We start from the raw sequence: 18,068 nt of genomic DNA, 5'->3' as shown, positions 1-18,068 counted from the left end.
TTCCTTTTCCCGCTTGATGCTGCGCGGGTACTACTTCCAATGATTTGGCGACTGTTGGTCGCTTTCCATTTCACGACCGAAGATTTCTTCTAGTTCTTTACGTGCTTCTTTCGAGCGTTGAGCAAGTTCTTTGTCCTCATTGTGCTGAGGCAATAAGTCTTTGAGCATAGCATTATCTAGCTTGCGAAAATGTGCTTCTGCCCGCTTTGCTTGATACGGGTGCATGCCTAATTCTACGAGCGCTTGGCGACCTAGATCTAAAGCACCCAAAAAGGTTTCACGCGAGTAATTCTGCACGCCGTGGTTCATTAACTGATAGGCTTCTACGCGGCTGCGAGCACGGGCAAGGATCTTCAACTTCGGAAAGTGCGCACGGCAAATGTCGACAATCGCCATCACCTCATCTGGTGAATCCGTACAGATCACCAAGGCTTCCGCTTTATCCGCACCTGCGGCACGTAACAAATCAATCTGAGTCGCATCACCATAAAACACCTTATAACCGTATTTACGCAGCAAGTGGATTTGGCTCGCGTCACTTTCTAGTACTGTTACTTTGATCTTGTTGGCGTACATCAGGCGTCCAACAATCTGACCAAAACGCCCAAAGCCTGCGATGATCACTCGTGGTCGACGATCCACCACATTGGTCGTGACGCTCTCTTCTTCTTGGTTAAGCGTGTGCGCAAACCATTTTTTCTGTCCCATGAGCAGCAGCGGCGTGGTCACCATCGACAAGCTCACCACCACCAACAAAAAAGCAACTTGTTCTTTGGTTAAGATACCTTCTTGACTTGCCGCGGTGAAAATTACAAACGCAAACTCACCACCTTGGCTCAAAATCGCCGCCATACGACTGCGCGATTTCGCACGGACTCGAGCAGTGCGAGCTAAGACATACAGAACCAAACCTTTGACCACCACGAGAGCAATCACGGCACCAATAATTGCGAACGGTTGCAAGGCTAACAAACCAAGATTCACTGCCATACCCACAGCAATAAAGAACAAGCCAAGTAGCAGACCTTTAAACGGTTCAATCGCAATTTCTAGTTCATGACGGTATTCACTTTCTGCCAGTAACACACCCGCTAAGAAAGTACCGAGTGCCATCGACAGCCCCAGCTTTTGCATCGCAACAGAAATGCCAAGTACGACTAGGAGGGCGGCAACGGTGAAGAGTTCTCGCACACCACTCATCACCACAAAACGGAACAGAGGACGTAAGAGGAAATGACCACCAACTAATAACGCAACCACACTGCCTAACACCCAAATAGCATCTAACCAATCACCGCCGCTTTGACCACCGGCGAGTAATGGCAGCATGGCGAGCATCGGGATGACGGCAATATCTTGGAACAGCAGCACCGCAAAACCCGATTGTCCGGTTTCCGTGCCAGCTTGCCCCTGTTCTTCGATCACTTTTAGTGCAATCGCGGTGGACGAGAGTGCCAAGCCCATACCGATCACTAAGCTCACTTGCATGCTCAATCCAAACAGGCTGACGATGCTGCCTATCACCGCCGTGGTGACAATAACTTGAGCGCCACCCAGACCGAGGATGGGTCCGCGCATCTGCCATAACTTTTTAGGGTTGAGTTCCAAACCAATTAAGAACAGCAGCAACACCACCCCGAGTTCGGCGAAGTGGAGAATCGCGTCCACATCACTGATTAACCCCAGCCCCCAAGGACCAATTAGAACGCCTGCAATCAGGTAGCCAAGCACAGACCCCAGACCCAGCCGCTGGGCAATCGGCACCGCAATAACGGCAGCAGAAAGGAATACCACACTACTTTGAAGAAACTCACTGGTTATCGCCATGTCGACCTCCTTGCTCATCCCACTCTCTCAGGGGGTTGTTCAGCCATTGACGATATTGTTCAGCATGCTGATAACGTTCGATATCCGATACATTACGCGACCAGTACAGCACTAAAGGCTCAATCCAATGCATCTGGCATAAAGCGGCAGTCAGTTCAAACGGTTGTAGAATTTGCTCAAGTGGGTATTTGTTGTAACCCATCGGGCTGAACGCATCCTCTTTACCGCCAGTAGTGATCACGCTGCGCCAGTACTTACCCGCTAATGCGCTACCATCACCAAATGCAAAGCCTTTGCCCAACACACGGTCCATCCACTCTTTCAACAGTGCGGGACAGGAATACATATAGAGAGGATGATGAAAAACAATCACATCGTGCGTCATCAGCAGATCGTGTTCGTAGTTCACATCAATAAAGAAATCAGGGTACGCGCCATAAAGATCGTGCACGGTGACATGACCCAGTGATTCGATTTTTTTAATCATCACTTGGTTGGCAATGGAGTTTTGCGGTTCTGGGTGAGCATAAATAACCAGAACCCTCGGAGGAATGGGCGTAGCAACAGCCAAATGGTCGTCCTTGTGTTGATTTCTCAGGGAAAATTATCGTTATCAGTTTGTTATACTTTTTTGTATAGCATAATGCAATTAAAGCGCAGAGATCGACTTTTCCCGCCAATACCCCTACTATTCACCGCGAGATCAACGACCAAGAAACGCGCACTGCGCAAAGTGAATTAAAACTCTATGATTACCTTCTCTGATATTCAGTTACTGCGTGGCGGTAAACCTCTTTTAGACCAAGCATCTGCAACCATTCATCCGGGTGACAAAGTGGGTCTGGTTGGTAAAAACGGCTGTGGTAAATCAACTCTGTTTGCCCTACTAAAAGATGAACTGTCGATTGATGCAGGCTCATTTAGCCAACCTCAACATTGGGAATTGGCTTGGGTTGCACAGGAAACGCCAGCACTCGACCGTAGTGCACTGGAATACGTGATTGATGGTGATCGTGAGTTCCGCGATCTTGAAGCTCAACTGGCTGTCGCCGAAGAGAAAGACAACGGCACCTTAGTTGCGGAGATCCACGGCAAGATTGAAACCATTGGCGGTTACAGCATTCGCGCACGTGCTGCCGAGCTGCTTGATGGTCTGGGCTTTAGCCAGGAGCAAATGAGCTGGAACCTGACTCAGTTCTCGGGTGGTTGGCGTATGCGCCTTAACTTGGCTCAAGCGTTGTTGTGTCGTTCTGATCTACTGTTACTCGACGAACCAACCAACCACTTGGATTTGGACGCAGTAATGTGGCTAGAGCGCTGGCTACAAAACTACCCTGGCACACTGATTCTGATCTCGCACGACCGTGATTTCTTGGATCCGATCGTTGGTCGCATCATTCACATCGAGAACCAGCAGTTGAACGAATACACGGGTAACTACTCGTCATTCGAAAACCAACGCGCACAAAAGATGGTGCTGCAACAAGCGATGTTCGAGAAGCAACAGAAGCAGATGTCGCACATGCAAAGCTACATCGACCGCTTCCGTTACAAAGCATCCAAAGCGCGCCAAGCACAAAGCCGCATTAAAGCGCTGGAGCGTATGGAGAAGGTACTGCCAGCTCAGTTCGATAACCCATTTAGCTTCCAGTTCCGCGATCCTGCTGCGCTGCCAAATCCAATCATGATGATGGATGAAGTATCGGCGGGTTACGGTGATAACCTGATCCTAGAAAAGATCCGCCTTAACCTTGTTCCGGGCAGCCGCATTGGTCTACTTGGTCGTAACGGCGCGGGTAAATCAACCTTGATCAAACTGCTGTCTGGTGAGCTCAAAGCACAAGGCGGCGATCTGACTTACTCGCAAGGCGTGAAGATCGGTTACTTCGCTCAGCATCAATTAGAAACGCTGCACCCAGAAGAAACACCGCTTCAGCACATGATGCAAATCGCGCCGGATCAAACCGAGCAGCAACTACGTGATTACCTGGGTAGCTTTGGTTTCCAAGGTGATAAAGCGCTTGAGAAAGTTGCACCGTTTTCTGGTGGTGAGAAAGCACGTTTGGTATTGGCATTAATTGTGTGGCAGAAACCGAACCTGTTGCTACTCGATGAACCGACCAACCACTTGGATTTGGACATGCGCCAAGCATTGACCATGGCACTGCAAACATTCGAAGGTGCAATGGTGATTGTTTCGCACGACCGTTACCTATTGCGCGCAACCACAGATGATTTGTACCTTGTGCACGATCGCCAAGTCGCACCATTCGACGGTGACTTGAGTGATTACTACAAGTGGTTGACCGAGCAACAAAAAGCCGAGCGTAAAGAAGCACAAGCGGCTCAGCCAGTGAAAGATAACGCCAACAGTGCAGCGGCCAAAAAAGAGCAAAAGCGACGCGAAGCAGAATTTCGTAAGCAGACCGCACCAATTCGCAAAACGCTGACACAGTTGGAAAACAAAATGGATAAGTTAGGCGAAGCACTGGCGAAAGCAGAAGAACAGTTATCGGATAACTCTCTGTATGAAGCCGAAAACAAAGCTAAACTTAACGAAGTGTTGGCGCTTCAAGCTTCTAGCAAAGCAGATCTTGAAGAAGTAGAAATGGAATGGATGTCTGCCCAAGAAACACTTGAGCAGATGGAACTAGAGTTTAATCAATGACAAACGAGCACGCAGAATACACTCTCACCCTAGAACACCTTTGGCAGTTCAGTCTGCAATTTTATGGTGTGCGAGAAGTGAAGGAAGCGTGCCTATCATTGCAAAACAACTATCACGGTAACGTGAACCTATTACTGCTGCTCAGATGGCTCGATGAGCAGCAGGTAATTTTCCAAGAGCAAGACTGGCACTTGGTGCAAGGCTGTCTTGGTCGAAGTGAAACCCTGCTCCACTCTTACCGTGAACTTCGTCGCCACCTCAAATCACAAGTTAATGATGCGCTTTATCGCGAAGCATTACAGTTCGAATTGCAGCTCGAAAAACAGCAACAGTCCGACCTAGTCGACTGCGTCAACTCACTCAAATTAGTCAAGAATGACGGCGAACCACTGACGCTGAGATACTGTCGCCAGTTAGGTGGTGAACATTTACAACAGGCATTCTCCATGCCAGTTCCAAACATTCAATATCCATAAATCAGTCATAAACCAGTAAAATATCTATACTAAAGCTATAAAGGATTATATTAATAAGTTCTTCGGCGAACATTGAAGGACCATATAAGAGCAGTTAGGTATGACACAATTTTTCGCAGCCGCCGGGATTAAGAACCCGCATCTCCAGACGCTATTGCCGCGCTTTATCCGCAAGAAAGCGTTATTTACGCCTGTTTGGCAAACACTCGATACACCAGATGGTGACTTCCTTGATTTGGCTTGGTCACAACAGCCAGATTCTGAAGCCGCTCACAATAAACCAATCTTCGTCCTCTTTCATGGCTTGGAAGGCTGCTTCTATAGCCCGTATGCGAATGGTTTGATGAATGCCTTCTCTAAATCGGGTTGGCTGTCAGTGATGATGCACTTTCGCGGTTGCAGCGGTAAGCCAAACAAGAAAGCCCGCGCTTATCACTCCGGCGAAGTAACGGATGCTCGCTTCTTTCTTGAGCAGCTCAATCAGCAATTCCCTAACAACCCTAAAGTTGCGGTCGGCATTTCCCTTGGCGGTAACATGTTGGCGAATTACTTGGCTGAGTATAAAGACGATCCCATCTTAAGTGCCGCGACCATTGTCTCTGCACCACTGGACTTGGCTGCATGCGCAAATCGTATTGAGCAAGGCTTCTCGAAAGTTTACCGACGTTACTTGCTCTCCTCACTCAAGCGCAATGCGTTACAGAAGCACGATTTGATCCACGGAGAGTTAGCCCTGTCGTACAACTCGATCAAACGCGTCACTCGCTTGTATGAGTTTGATGACTTGATCACCGCACCTCTGCATGGCTTTAAGGACGCGCAAGATTATTACGATCAATGTTCAGGCTTAAGCAAGCTGCAGCAGATCACCTTGCCAACCTTGATCATCCACGCCAAAGACGATCCCTTTATGACCGAAGAAGTGATCCCGAAATTCGTATTGCCAGACAACATCGATTACCGACTTTACGAACATGGTGGTCACGTAGGCTTCCTAACAGGTAGCGCATTAAAGCCGAAGTTCTGGCTAGAAGAAGCCCTACCGGCTTACTACGAAAGTATCGCTGCGGAGTACCTTTCTGCTGTATCCGTGCCGCGAACACAGTAAACTACCTAGGCGCGCCAGACACCAACAACCTAAGAGGCGCGCTTAAACATCATAAAAGTTTGAGGTATTTATGATCATTCCATGGCAAGACATTGCGCCAGAGACACTAGAAAACCTGATCCGTGAATTCGTGCTACGTGAAGGCACCGACTACGGCTCAGTCGAAGTTTCACTGCAGAGTAAAATCGATCAGGTCAAATCCCAATTAGAGAAAGGCGAAGCGGTCATCGTATTTTCTGAGCTTCATGAAACGGTTGATATCCAACTAAAAGCAAAGTTTTAGACCCTTCACATTTTACCGTATCCCACTCGATGACAAGGGCTTGTTACGTGCTATAGTGGGTTATCGACCGTGCAGCATACGTGTGCTGCACTTTACAGGTAAGTAATTTTCGACAAGGTTTGTCATGTCAGCGAAACACCCAATCATTGCGGTTACTGGTTCGTCCGGTGCCGGCACTACCACCACTTCTGAAGCCTTCCGCAAGATGTTCAATATGATGAACGTCAAACCAGCGTGGGTTGAAGGTGACAGCTTCCACCGCTTTACACGTCCAGAGATGGATGTCGAAATCCGTAAAGCGCGTGAGCAAGGCAAACACATCAGCTACTTTGGGCCGCAAGCCAATGACTTTCCGGGCCTAGAAGAGTTCTTTCGTCAGTTTGGTGAAGATGGCACTGGCAGCGTGCGCCGCTATCTGCACACCTTTGATGAAGCGGTTCCATACAATCAAATGCCGGGCACCTTTACACCTTGGCAAGATCTGCCTGAAAACAGCGATGTACTGTTCTACGAAGGTTTACACGGTGGCGTGGTGGATGGCGATGTTAATGTGGCGCGTCACGTTGACTTTCTGATTGGCATGGTGCCAATCGTGAACTTGGAATGGATTCAAAAGTTCGTTCGTGACACGCGCGATCGTGGCCACTCAAGAGAAGCGGTAATGGATTCGATCGTGCGCTCGATGGACGATTATCTGAACTACATTACCCCGCAATTTTCTCGCACACATATCAACTTCCAGCGTGTACCGACCGTTGATACTTCCAACCCACTTAACGCCAAAGGCATCCCTAGTTTGGATGAAAGCTTCGTGGTAATCCGCCTACGCGGTATCAAGAATGTCGACTTCCCGTATTTGCTGGCGATGATTGATGGCTCATTCATGTCTCGCCATAACACCATTGTGGTTCCAGGCGGTAAGATGAGCTTTGCAATGGAGCTCATAGTGAGGCCGATTCTGCAGCAACTCATCGAAACTGGGAAAATTGGCTAAAAACCTCGTTAATTGAGTGTTTACTTTTCATACCGTGATCATGTGCACAGTTTTGCTTACAAAATCTCAATCATGGCACGATTAAAATCAAGAAATCGTTTCCGAAAAAGGATACTATTTCTAACCGAAACACAAGAGAGCTTGCAGCATATAAAAAGTGCTCTTATTCTAGTAAGCCAATTCAGGCTTAGCTAAAATATGGATAGCGCAAGCGTACCCTGCAGAGGAAGTGAGATATTATGGTTCTAGGTAAACCTCAAACCGACCCAACATTAGAGTGGTTTCTTTCACACTGTCATATTCATAAGTACCCATCAAAGAGCACGCTAATTCACGCGGGCGAAAAAGCAGAGACTTTGTACTACATCGTTAAAGGTTCTGTTGCGGTTCTTATCAAAGACGAAGAAGGTAAGGAAATGATCCTTTCTTACCTAAACCAAGGCGACTTCATTGGTGAGCTTGGTCTATTCGAAGAAGACCAAGAGCGTACAGCTTGGGTTCGCGCTAAATCTCCTTGTGAAGTGGCAGAGATTTCTTTCAAGAAATTCCGTCAACTTATCCAAGTTAACCCAGACATCCTAATGCGCCTTTCTGCGCAAATGGCTCGTCGTCTACAAGTTACTAGCCAAAAAGTGGGTGACCTAGCGTTCCTAGACGTAACTGGTCGTATCGCTCAGACTCTTCTGAACCTTGCTAAACAGCCAGATGCGATGACGCACCCAGACGGCATGCAAATCAAGATCACTCGTCAAGAGATCGGTCAAATTGTTGGCTGTTCTCGTGAGACAGTAGGCCGTATCTTGAAGATGCTAGAAGAGCAGAACCTAATTTCTGCGCACGGTAAAACTATCGTTGTTTACGGGACTCGTTAATCTCGATTAACGTTTAAAAAATTTAAAAGCCACCAAATGCAAGTTTGGTGGCTTTTTCTTTTTTGGAAATCGGGAACACTGCGTTCCGAGATCGGACTTCGTCCTTCGGGATTAAGCCCTCTCAGATTCCGAGCTTTCAACTCTCCCAAAGCGAAGCTTTTCCGACTCCACAGGTCATAGCCCGTTCTGATATCCCAACGAACTCCAACCTTAGAAGCAGAAACATTCAGCTTTTCAGAGTGTAAACTCTCTCGAAGCGAAGCATTCCTGCATCCATAGGGTGCAGCCCGTTCTCATGTCCCAACAAACTCCAACCTTCAAAGCTGAAACCTTCAACATTCCAGAGTGCAAACTCTCTCGAAGCGAAGCGTTCCCGCATCTCTAGTGCGTAGCACGTTCTCGATTCTTCCTACCCGTTAGTACTCTCGAAGATCTTATCTGCCGATGCAGCTACAAATCCTGGGTACAACTCACCGTTATCCATTGGGTAGCGCTTAGCAAACTCGTAGAAGCCTCCAGGAATCACCTCAACGCCTTCAGTAAAGGTCACTGGCACTTTGTCTGCCATGGTCGACGATTGCTCTAGTAGTACCTCTGGCGTGCCTTTTACTTCACCGCCATTCTCGTTGATGGTAAAGCCTACTGTGCGTAGGTGGTCGTTCACTTGCTTCACTTCTTCATGTTGATTGAGTTGATTCACACTCACTGTGAAGTGGTTCGCTCCGTAGCCATGCGCTGCAAGCCAAGAAGCGTATTCACTCTCTTTCGCCAAGGTTTGGAAGTCAGCATAGCTTAGGTCCCACAAACGTCCGCCGTACAAGAAGTCACTGCCTGTCAGTTTAGAAGCATCAACCTGCTCTGCCAGTTTATGAACGATGGCTTGTAGCTCTGGTGAGCACTCATCCACTTTCAATTCACTGATGAAGACTTTTGGTTGTTTAGGATCTGGGTGCTCAAAATGTTTTGCCACCAGCTTTTTGCTTTCAAATACGTAGTCACCACAGGCTTTGTAACCCACCGCCAAGAATGGCTTCGCTAACGTTTCAATGCCTAGGGGAGCGACATTAAACGTACGTAGCGCAATATGGTCATTAATCAGAGGCTCATCTTCTTGAAGAAGTTGATGGACTTTAGCAGCGGAAGGGCAAAGACGTTGAATGTAGTCTTGCCATAGCGATTCAAATAACACATCGGGCGTCATAACGACTCCTTGTTATGAAATGTAGAGTTAGGGGTAAGAAGAAGTTGACCGCTCGTTCACAGCCCGTGGGCTGTCCAGAATCACGAACGAGCGGTCATCAACCTGTGACGGTATGTGCGGCATAAGTGCCAGTCAGTCAACACGCGCTGGAGAGTCTTAAGCTCGCCTTTGGCGTTTGCCAGCGCGCTTACCAGAATCCTAACTTGGTAAATAGCTCCGGCAGAGAGAAACGGCGATACTTTGTCACCGCTTCGTATTTCTCTATTACAGGCTTACACCTGGGCTCAATGTTGCAGGCAAGACCGTCTCTTGTCCTTCCATTGATGCCATTGGGTACGCACAGTAGTCTGCTGCGTAGTAAGCACTTGGACGTAGGTTACCTGACGCACCCGGACCACCAAATGGCGCATCACCACTTGCACCCGTTAACTGACGGTTGCGGTTCACGATGCCGGCACGAATGTGGTCCACGAAGTATTCCCACTCTTGGTCGTCGGTTGAAACCAGACCTGCCGATAGACCAAAGCGCGTATCGTTCGCCAGTTCTACCGCTTTCTCTAGCCCTTCGTAGCGTACTACTTGTAGAAGTGGACCGAAGTACTCTTCATCTGGCAATTCGGCAATGTTCGTCACGTCGATGATACCCGGAGAAACAAACGCCGCCTCGCCCGCTTTCGCTTCAATCAAGCTTTCGCCACCCAGTGATTGCAAGTTCGCTTGTGCATCGAGAATGAACTTGGCTGCCGCTACCGAAATTTGCGGTCCCATGAATGGCGCAGGCTCTGCAAATGGTTGGTCTACACGAATATTGCGTGTCGCTTCCACCAGCTTAGTAATCACTGCATCACCCTTGTCGCCAAATGGAATGTACAGACGACGAGCACAGGTACAGCGTTGTCCTGCACTGATGAAGGCAGATTGGATGATGGTGTAAACCGTTGCGTCTAGGTCGCCGTAGTTATCCGAGATAACCATCGGGTTGTTGCCACCCATTTCAAGCGCCAGCATCTTACCCGGCTGACCAGCAAATTGACGATGCAGAACATGACCTGTGTTCGCACTACCAGTAAACAGCACGCCATCAATGCCTTTCGCGTCAGCCAGCGCAATGCCTGTCTCTTTCGCACCTTGGACTAAGTTAATCACACCTTTTGGTAGACCAACCTCTTCCCACAACTTCATAGCAAGTTCACCCGTCCATGGCGTTTGCTCAGACGGTTTGAAAACCACGGTGTTACCAGCCAGTAGTGCTGGCACGATGTGACCATTTGGTAAGTGACCCGGGAAGTTGTAAGGACCGAAGACCGCCATTACACCCAATGGGCGATGACGCAATACAATTTGGTTGCCCGCGGCTTCACGTGCAGCTTCGCCAGTACGATCGTGGTAAGCACGAATAGAAATCGCAATTTTACCCGCCATTGCAGCCGCTTCAGTGCGAGTTTCCCAGATTGGTTTGCCGGTTTCTTTGGCAATCACTTCAGCGATTTTTTCGCTGTTCTCTTTTACTTTTTCGGCAAAAGCCAACACTATCGCCTCACGTTCTGCAAATGGGCGCTTCTTCCAATCAACAAACGCTTCACGCGCCGCAGATACCGCTTGGTTAACCTGCTCTGCTGTTGCGCCGTTGCCTTGCCAGATCACTTCTTGGTTGTAAGGCGACAGAGACGTGAATGCTTCACCCTGACCTTGTACCCATTCACCTGCAATCCAATGTGTCATTGTTTCTATCCTTAAATTCTGTCGTCAGTTACTGCGGAAGAAGGCGAACAAAATCCCCTTCCTCAACCAAGAGTGCATCCGCCAGTTCTGGGGCTAGCACTACGCTTTGTGTTTCCGCGTCATACGCCGCTTTCGCTGCTGCGGCACGGAAGTTCTCGAATGACGAGTTACACATCAAGAAGTCTTTTGTGCTGGTGTGCTCCGAGATTTTGACTTGCGCGCGGAATGAGTGGCGTACCGACTCGATATTGCGTAGGTCACACTCCACCGTTGGACCACCATCGAAAATGTCAACGTAGCCACGGTTGGTAAAGCCTTCACGCTCAAGCAGCTTCAATGCTGGACGCGTGTTATCGTGCACCTTGCCAATCACGGCTTGTGCCTCTGGGCTCAGTAGGTTGATGTAGATTGGCAACTTCGGCATCAAGTCGGCGATAAAGCCTTTCTTGCCGATACCTGTTAGGTAATCCGCAAGAGTAAAATCGATTGAGAAGAAATGCTCTTGAAGCCACTGCCAGAATGGTGAATTACCTTCCTCGTCTGAAACACCACGCATTTCAGCAAAGATGGTTTCCGAGAAACGTTCTGGGTGCTCTGCCATCATTAAGAAACGACACTTGGACATCAGACGCCCGTTCAGGCCACCACGGAATTTCTCACGTAGGAATAAGGTACAGATTTCACTGTTACCCGTGTAGTTATTACCAAACGTCAGCAGCTTCACCACGTTGTTTACGCCAAGCTTTGGTGACGAGTGCACCACTTTGCTGATGTGGTAAGAATAAAAAGGCACATCCCAGCCGATCGAAGCTTCAATACCTGTGGTACCTGCGACTTCACCAGTTTCAGATTCAAAGCCCACCATTAGGTAGCCTTCATCACCGGCTTCGTTCACGTCAGGTTTGCCAAAACTGTATTCTGAGTGCTTGATTCGATTGGTTAACAGTTCTTCGTTAACCGGTAGAGATGTAAATCCATGACCTGACTCAACCGCACAGGTGTGCAGCGCGTCATAATCCGACATTGCGATAGGGCGAACTACTAGCATCAATACTCCCTCCAGATGCAAGAAGATCCTAACTATATTGTAGGAACAATACCCCCATCAGAGATCCTTGATGGGGGTTTCTAGGTTGACGATAAGCGGAGATCGCGCTTAAACCAGCGTAGCGATCGCTTTATCCAGCTTAGCCAAACCTTCTTCGATTTCTTGTTGTGTGATAACGAGTGATGGTGTGAAACGTACGACATTGGCACCCGCAACCAATACCATGAGACCTTGTTTACCTGCAGCAACCAGTACGTCACGCGCACGACCTTGCCACTCTTCATTAAGTGCTGCACCAAGCAGTAGACCTTTACCACGCACTTCAGAGAAGATGTTGTATTTCGCGTTAATCTTCTCCAGACCTTCACGGAACATCGCTTCACGCTCTAGTACACCAGCTAAAACTTCGGGCTTGGTGACTTCATTAACGACCGCTTCAGCAACCGCACACGCTAATGGGTTACCACCGTAAGTTGAACCGTGAGTGCCCACTTTCATGTGCTCAGCCAGTTTTGCCGTCGTTAGCATTGCACCGATAGGGAAACCACCACCCAGTGATTTCGCTGTGCTTAGAATGTCTGGCGTGATACCTAGACCTTGGTATGCATAGAAGTGACCAGTACGACCGTTGCCGGTTTGAACTTCATCAAAGATCAGCAGTGCATTGTGTTTGTCACACAGCTCGCGAACCGCTTGAGCGAACTCAGGTGTTGGTGGAATGATGCCGCCCTCACCTTGTAGAGGCTCCATCATTACCGCACAAGTGCGATCCGACATGTGTGCTTGTAACGCTTCGATATCATTGTAAGGAAGATGTGTCACATCGCCTGGCTTAGGACCGAAACCATCTGAGTAAGCCGCTTGACCGCCCACCGTTACAGTGAAGAAAGTACGACCATGGAAACCTTGTTTGAATGCAATGATTTCCGACTTCTCAGTGCCATGAACGTCTGCCGCGTAACGACGAGCCAGTTTTAGTGCCGCTTCGTTTGCTTCTGCGCCAGAGTTAGCAAAGAACACACGCTCAGCAAAACTGACTTCTGTTAGCTTCTTCGCCAGTCGCAGTGCTGGCTCGTTAGTCATAACATTACTTAGGTGCCAAAGCTTGTTACCTTGCTCAGTCAATGCGTTCACCATGACTGGGTGACAATGACCAAGACAGCTCACCGCAATACCACCAGCAAAGTCGATGTATTCATTTCCGTCCTGATCCCAAATGCGTGAACCTTCACCTTTTACAGGGATCATTTTCATCGGGTTATAGCAAGGTACCATTACCTCATCGAATAAACCGCGCTCTACTTTGTTTTCCGTTGTCATTGCACATTCCTTCTTGATACCGCATGCCTAGCAGATAAGCGAATTTAACCGGCACTCTTTGCCAGCAAATAATGTTTTGCATTTAAGCTATTACGGCATTGTATTTACATTTGATTAACCATTTCAATAGTGATTTATTCTTTTCGCATACCAGCGCAACACCTAATACTCACTATCTATGATTATTTATGCATCAAGAAACGCAAATAGAGAAGCAATTTTTTATAAAAACCATGCATGACAAGGTTTGGAAAGAAATAAAAAAAATGAATAGCCCTCACCAGATTGGTAGAACGCATAGTTTTGCATTCCCATTCCAAGGCGAAAAATATGAAGAATTTGTTAAGAAAAGTGATCGTGATCAGATCATTTCGCGCGCTAGAAAGTTCGCAAGTAGCTCGTGACCTTGTTCTGTCTTAATCGATTCAGGGTGAAACTGTACCGCGTCGATTGGTAGGGTTTTATGCTGATAACCCATGATTTCATCCATGGTTCCATCGGGCAGTTCAGTCCAAGCAGTCAATTCAAACACATCAGGCAAGGTGTCGTTTTTCACCACGAGAGAGTGGTAGCGGGTGACCATCAGTGGGTTATTGAGGTTTTTAAACACACTGCGGCCGTTGTGACGAATCGGTGATGTCTTACCATGCATCACTTGCCGTGCTCGAACCACCTTGCCACCGAACACCTGAGCAATGGCCTGATGGCCAAGACAAACACCTAAGATAGGCAACTTACCAGCAAAATGTTCAATGGCTTGTAGAGAGATACCGGCTTCGTTGGGAGTACATGGTCCAGGAGAAATCACCAAATGGGTTGGGCTGAGTGCCTCGATGCCTTGGATGTCAATTTCATCGTTACGTACCACCTTTACGTCTGCACCAAGTTCGCAAAAGTATTGGTAAAGGTTGTAGGTAAAAGAATCGTAGTTATCGATGATCAACAACATAAAAGGTCGGTTGCTCCAATCCGTTTTGGCAATGCTTACGTAGTGAATCGCCACGTTCGTGACAATCAAGGGCGGTATTTTGCTATACCAAGCAAGAAAGGCAAGTTTTTGCTGAATAAAAAGGCCAGCATAGGCTGGCCTTTGGTCTTTACAGCTATTTAGGAACTGTTTGTCAGGAAATAAATTCGTTTAGCGGCGACGGCGGAATAAGCCTAGACCTAGCAGCGCAACTAGCGCGCCAAAGCCAAATGAACCACCATCATCATCGTCTGATGGGTTCGTGCTCGATGGCTCCAGCGTAACATCGCGAGAGTTGCTGAACTTAACGGTGTTGCCAGTAGAGTCTGTCACTTTCTCTTCAAGAACGTACTGACCTTCTGTTGGTGCTTTGTCGAACTCCACACTCACGCTACGAGCATCAATGTCCGCTTGTGTCAGAGTTGTACTCGCTTCGTAACCATCAGCATCAGAGGTTGACGACGCTGCTTGAGTTGCTTCCGTTAGGCTTACTGTCACGATGTCACCGACAACTGCGTTTGGCGGCAGGCGTACTTCCACTGCTAGGTTTTCACCTGAGCTTGGAAGGTCGATATCTGTATCTGGGAAATCAATCGCGATGATCACTGGATCGTGGTCAGACGCCGAGAACGCATCTTTGTACTTCGGCATATCACCTGTGTACTTGCTGCTGTATTCGAACAAGTTACTTTCTAGTGAGTTGATGTGCCAATCTTCAATCGCTACCACTTTTTGTGCCAAGCTGTTGCTCGCCAATGCGTGGTCTAGGTTACCTAGCTCACCAGAGTAGGTGTATGAGAAAGTGTCTGCGCCGTGAAGTACCGTGTTCAGGTTATGGTAACCGTAGCCTTTTTCAATTTTGGTCTTCTCGACTTGAAGCTCACCACCACCAATGGTTGTGTAAGCAGCTGTGTAGATGTCACGGCCGTATTTCTCTTTCGAGTAATCGGTCAGTGTAAGCAGAGGATCTTCCATGCCGTAGGCGTTTAGGTCACCCATAACTAGCACGTCACCTTCAATGCCTTTCAGAGCATCACCCACAACGTTAGCAGCAGAAACACGGAAGTTGTTACAGTTGCCTTGCAGATCCGCTGGCTCGGAGTCTTCTACGCCCGCAATCCACTCTTCAATACATTCAGAACCTTTCGATTTGAAGTGGTTAACAACAACAGACAGATCTTTACCTGTCTCTTTCACCGTGAAGGTTTGTAGCAAGCTATGACGTTGGTATTTGTCGTAAGCTGGGTTGCCTTCTGCATCGTCACCACGTGTAATGGTGTTTTCTTCGATGTGCTGCTCTGGCGTCACAATCACTTTCGCTGCTTCTTTTGGCGTCACTTCGTTTGCACGGTATAGGATTGCCACCATGATCGCATCGCTACCAAAGTATTCGTCTTGGTATTTGTCTTGATCCGCGATTTCAACGTAAGTGTAATGATCTTCTGCATCTTCGATTTCAGCATTCAATGCGTCAACCAAGTTCTTCACTGCACTGCTGTCACCAAAGCCGTTGTTCTCGACTTCCATCAAACCAATGATGTCAGCGTCCATCTTGTTCATCGCCGCAACGATTTTCGCTTGTTGGATCAGGAACTCGTCTAGGTTAGTCGCGCCACGGTTTTGTCCAGTTGGGTTTTCATGGCCACTGTCAGCCACAGAGTTGAAGTAGTTCAAGACGTTGAAGCTAGCGATACGCAAATCTGAATCCGCAATCGCAGGGGCATCTTTACGAGCCACGTCGAAACCTTCACCTGTAGTGACGAAGTTAGTGTTATCGACTTCATTAGTCGCAATCAGGCGGTACTCGTTGTAGCTATAAGCTACCACGCCCTGCAGACCTTCTACTCGCGAACCAAGGCGAATATGCTGCTCAGAAGAGCCATCTTGGTCTGCATCTTTGGCAAAATCTGGGTAGTAAGGAATTTGGCCGTTTGGTGCTTTGCCATCAGATTCTAGGTATACGCGGTTCGCTGCGTTGTCTTTTGCGAGCTCAACGGCTGCATCGCTCTCTGCTGCGTGTAATTGAGTCGGCTTAAACAATGGCGCTTCATGAGACAACATCATGTTGTTACGACGAGAGTCGTAGTCGTAAGAGAAGTTGCGAGTTACAAACAAGTCACTTGCCGAGGTTAGTTCAACTTGCATACCTTCATGACGCTCTAGCGCATCACGCAGTGTCTCACCTTCTTTGATAACAAGATCGGTAACTCGAGGAATATCCGATGTGCCTGTTTTCACATAGCTATTCGCATCAGAAGCTAGCTGAGTATTGCTGTAGTACTCTTGAACTTTACCTTTCACACAAACAACGTCACCAGCTTTTAGCTCCGTGTCTGCCGCATCAGTATGAATGAACAAGCCTTCTGAGGTCTTATCATTGTTGTCACTTTCTAGTGCTTGTAGGTAGAAACCTTTGGTTAGGCCAGTGGTAACAGCAGTCACGACGCCCGTTACGAAATGATCTTCGTCAGTAATGTATGGGTAACCATCAATGAATGGAGACGTGTCGCCTTCACCTTGAATATCTTGGATGGTAGTGAAGTTAGGTTGCTGACCGTCGACTTCACAAGCGAATGGTGCTGGTGGCTCAGTCGCATTTAGCTCACCAAGACCGTCAATGTTGTCTTTCTCGAACGCCGTCCACTGTGATGCATCATAAGTAGCAGAAGGGGTTAACGCATCACTGTTACGAACCAATGTGGTGTCTTTACCAAAATCTACGTCACCCATTACACCGATGATGTCGTGCACTTCACCATTTTTAAGCAGCGCGATCGGGTCGTCACCGTTAAAGTTCGCCACGCTTTTATCAGTGATATCCGCTACCGCTTTGATTGCATCGCTCGCATCACCATGAGCCAGTACATACACTTGGTTCGCTTGTAGCGTCACTTGGCTAAGATCGAGTGTGCTGCCCCAAGTACCGCCACCGTTTGATGATTTTGCCAGTTCATAGCCAGTTAGCGTTACCGCTGCATCACCCGTATTCGCGATTTCCACCGCCTTGTTGTAGGAACCGCCTTCAACATACTGGGAGAGAATAATTTCTGCGTTAGCGTTGGCACTAAGCGCGCTGGCAATCGTCAGTGCAAGTAAAGAGGGTTTGATTAACGTATCCATTGTCGTACCTGATATTTATTTAAATGCAAACTAAGCCCTGAGCAGAGCCCACCATTTGTGCCTACTATCAGGTTTATTTATGAAATAAATAAGAAACACCAGCAAAAGCCGTGAAATATATCACACGTGAATACGCAAAATTATGCCAGGGCTGCCCCTTTAAACAGCTTTTGTAACAAATACAGCAACTAAGGATATAAATATCAATAATTAGACTTATTACTCGGTTTTATAACACTCAATATGTTATGAGAATGTATGAGTATTTAATCTGAATTCATTCAATTCTAGCAACGCAATTTAAATATTCAGCAATACTAATTTAGAATAAAGGAAATTATTATTTCCTTCCTTTTTCAGTACGGTTAAAAATAACCTTTCTGTTATTTAAGATCTCTGATTTCTAGAATCGAGTAGGAGGAGGCCTCACGGCCTCCGTCCTCTCACACCACCGTACAAGCG

The 18,068-nt window shown here is 47.7% G+C and carries 14 protein-coding genes; 6 read left to right on the top strand and 8 right to left on the bottom strand.

Going from position 1 to position 18,068, the window contains the following annotated elements:
* Positions 1-30: 30 nt before the first annotated feature.
* Positions 31-1,827 (bottom strand): glutathione-regulated potassium-efflux system protein KefB, encoded by a 1,797-nt coding sequence (gene kefB / locus GXP65_RS22795; RefSeq protein WP_038897874.1) that lies wholly within the window; start codon positions 1,825-1,827, stop codon positions 31-33.
* The gene (gene kefG / locus GXP65_RS22790) at positions 1,811-2,398 is read right to left on the bottom strand and encodes a glutathione-regulated potassium-efflux system ancillary protein KefG (RefSeq protein ID WP_005432767.1); all 588 of its coding nucleotides are present in this window, start codon (positions 2,396-2,398) and stop codon (positions 1,811-1,813) included. Before kefG ends, kefB begins: the two co-directional genes overlap by 17 nt.
* Positions 2,399-2,575: 177 nt before the next feature.
* Here kefG and GXP65_RS22785 point away from each other — a divergent pair, with 177 nt between their 5' ends.
* From GXP65_RS22785 to crp, 6 genes are all read left to right on the top strand, one after another.
* The gene (locus GXP65_RS22785) at positions 2,576-4,495 is read left to right on the top strand and encodes an ABC transporter ATP-binding protein (RefSeq protein ID WP_045377261.1); all 1,920 of its coding nucleotides are present in this window, start codon (positions 2,576-2,578) and stop codon (positions 4,493-4,495) included.
* On the top strand, positions 4,492-4,971 hold the full coding sequence (locus GXP65_RS22780) for a TIGR02444 family protein (protein WP_005432772.1): 480 nt from the start codon (positions 4,492-4,494) through the stop codon (positions 4,969-4,971). Before GXP65_RS22785 ends, GXP65_RS22780 begins: the two co-directional genes overlap by 4 nt.
* 100 nt (positions 4,972-5,071) lie before the next feature.
* Complete coding sequence (locus GXP65_RS22775) at positions 5,072-6,079, top strand: hydrolase (RefSeq protein WP_045370245.1); 1,008 nt, start codon at positions 5,072-5,074, stop codon at positions 6,077-6,079.
* A 70-nt stretch (positions 6,080-6,149) separates the two neighbouring features.
* On the top strand, positions 6,150-6,362 hold the full coding sequence (locus tag GXP65_RS22770; RefSeq protein WP_005432763.1) for a YheU family protein: 213 nt from the start codon (positions 6,150-6,152) through the stop codon (positions 6,360-6,362).
* Positions 6,363-6,486: 124 nt separating this feature from the next.
* Positions 6,487-7,356: a phosphoribulokinase gene (locus GXP65_RS22765; protein WP_005432770.1), complete on the top strand. Its 870-nt coding sequence runs from the start codon at positions 6,487-6,489 to the stop codon at positions 7,354-7,356.
* 239 nt (positions 7,357-7,595) lie between these two features.
* A complete protein-coding gene (gene crp / locus GXP65_RS22760) occupies positions 7,596-8,228 on the top strand; it encodes a cAMP-activated global transcriptional regulator CRP (RefSeq protein ID WP_005381432.1) in 633 nt (210 codons plus the stop codon).
* Positions 8,229-8,637: 409 nt separating this feature from the next.
* Here crp and GXP65_RS22755 read toward each other — a convergent pair whose 3' ends face one another.
* The 6 genes from GXP65_RS22755 to GXP65_RS22730 all read right to left on the bottom strand — a co-directional run bounded on the left by GXP65_RS22755 (position 8,638) and on the right by GXP65_RS22730 (position 17,606).
* Entirely contained in the window at positions 8,638-9,429 is a 792-nt protein-coding gene (locus tag GXP65_RS22755) for a DUF1338 domain-containing protein (protein WP_005432774.1), read from the bottom strand.
* A 264-nt stretch (positions 9,430-9,693) separates the two neighbouring features.
* Positions 9,694-11,151, bottom strand: a complete 1,458-nt coding sequence (gene astD / locus GXP65_RS22750; RefSeq protein WP_050914763.1) for a succinylglutamate-semialdehyde dehydrogenase — start codon at positions 11,149-11,151, stop codon at positions 9,694-9,696.
* A gap of 28 nt (positions 11,152-11,179) precedes the next feature.
* Positions 11,180-12,199, bottom strand: a complete 1,020-nt coding sequence (gene astA / locus GXP65_RS22745; protein WP_012126464.1) for an arginine N-succinyltransferase — start codon at positions 12,197-12,199, stop codon at positions 11,180-11,182.
* A gap of 108 nt (positions 12,200-12,307) precedes the next feature.
* Positions 12,308-13,519 (bottom strand): aspartate aminotransferase family protein, encoded by a 1,212-nt coding sequence (locus GXP65_RS22740; protein ID WP_162093793.1) that lies wholly within the window; start codon positions 13,517-13,519, stop codon positions 12,308-12,310.
* A 361-nt stretch (positions 13,520-13,880) separates the two neighbouring features.
* Complete coding sequence (locus tag GXP65_RS22735; RefSeq protein WP_162093796.1) at positions 13,881-14,468, bottom strand: aminodeoxychorismate/anthranilate synthase component II; 588 nt, start codon at positions 14,466-14,468, stop codon at positions 13,881-13,883.
* A gap of 189 nt (positions 14,469-14,657) precedes the next feature.
* Positions 14,658-17,606, bottom strand: coding sequence for an ExeM/NucH family extracellular endonuclease (locus GXP65_RS22730; RefSeq protein ID WP_162093792.1), 2,949 nt, complete (start codon positions 17,604-17,606; stop codon positions 14,658-14,660).
* Positions 17,607-18,068 lie beyond the last annotated feature (462 nt).

Source organism: Vibrio sp. LB10LO1 (genome assembly GCF_010092875.1).
Lineage (GTDB): Bacteria > Pseudomonadota > Gammaproteobacteria > Enterobacterales > Vibrionaceae > Vibrio > Vibrio campbellii.
The sequence above is the reverse complement of the archived record's forward strand: the minus strand, read 5'-3'. Positions and strand labels throughout refer to the sequence as shown.

Coding starts and splice junctions, on each gene's coding strand:
- GXP65_RS22735 (WP_162093796.1), bottom strand. CDS start 14,468: ATGTTGTTGATCATCGATAACTACGATTCTTTTACCTACAACCTTTAC.
- crp (WP_005381432.1), top strand. CDS start 7,596: ATGGTTCTAGGTAAACCTCAAACCGACCCAACATTAGAGTGGTTTCTT.
- GXP65_RS22755 (WP_005432774.1), bottom strand. CDS start 9,429: ATGACGCCCGATGTGTTATTTGAATCGCTATGGCAAGACTACATTCAA.
- GXP65_RS22780 (WP_005432772.1), top strand. CDS start 4,492: ATGACAAACGAGCACGCAGAATACACTCTCACCCTAGAACACCTTTGG.
- GXP65_RS22770 (WP_005432763.1), top strand. CDS start 6,150: ATGATCATTCCATGGCAAGACATTGCGCCAGAGACACTAGAAAACCTG.
- kefB (WP_038897874.1), bottom strand. CDS start 1,827: ATGGCGATAACCAGTGAGTTTCTTCAAAGTAGTGTGGTATTCCTTTCT.
- astD (WP_050914763.1), bottom strand. CDS start 11,151: ATGACACATTGGATTGCAGGTGAATGGGTACAAGGTCAGGGTGAAGCA.
- GXP65_RS22765 (WP_005432770.1), top strand. CDS start 6,487: ATGTCAGCGAAACACCCAATCATTGCGGTTACTGGTTCGTCCGGTGCC.
- astA (WP_012126464.1), bottom strand. CDS start 12,199: ATGCTAGTAGTTCGCCCTATCGCAATGTCGGATTATGACGCGCTGCAC.
- GXP65_RS22740 (WP_162093793.1), bottom strand. CDS start 13,519: ATGACAACGGAAAACAAAGTAGAGCGCGGTTTATTCGATGAGGTAATG.
- GXP65_RS22775 (WP_045370245.1), top strand. CDS start 5,072: ATGACACAATTTTTCGCAGCCGCCGGGATTAAGAACCCGCATCTCCAG.
- GXP65_RS22730 (WP_162093792.1), bottom strand. CDS start 17,606: ATGGATACGTTAATCAAACCCTCTTTACTTGCACTGACGATTGCCAGC.
- GXP65_RS22785 (WP_045377261.1), top strand. CDS start 2,576: ATGATTACCTTCTCTGATATTCAGTTACTGCGTGGCGGTAAACCTCTT.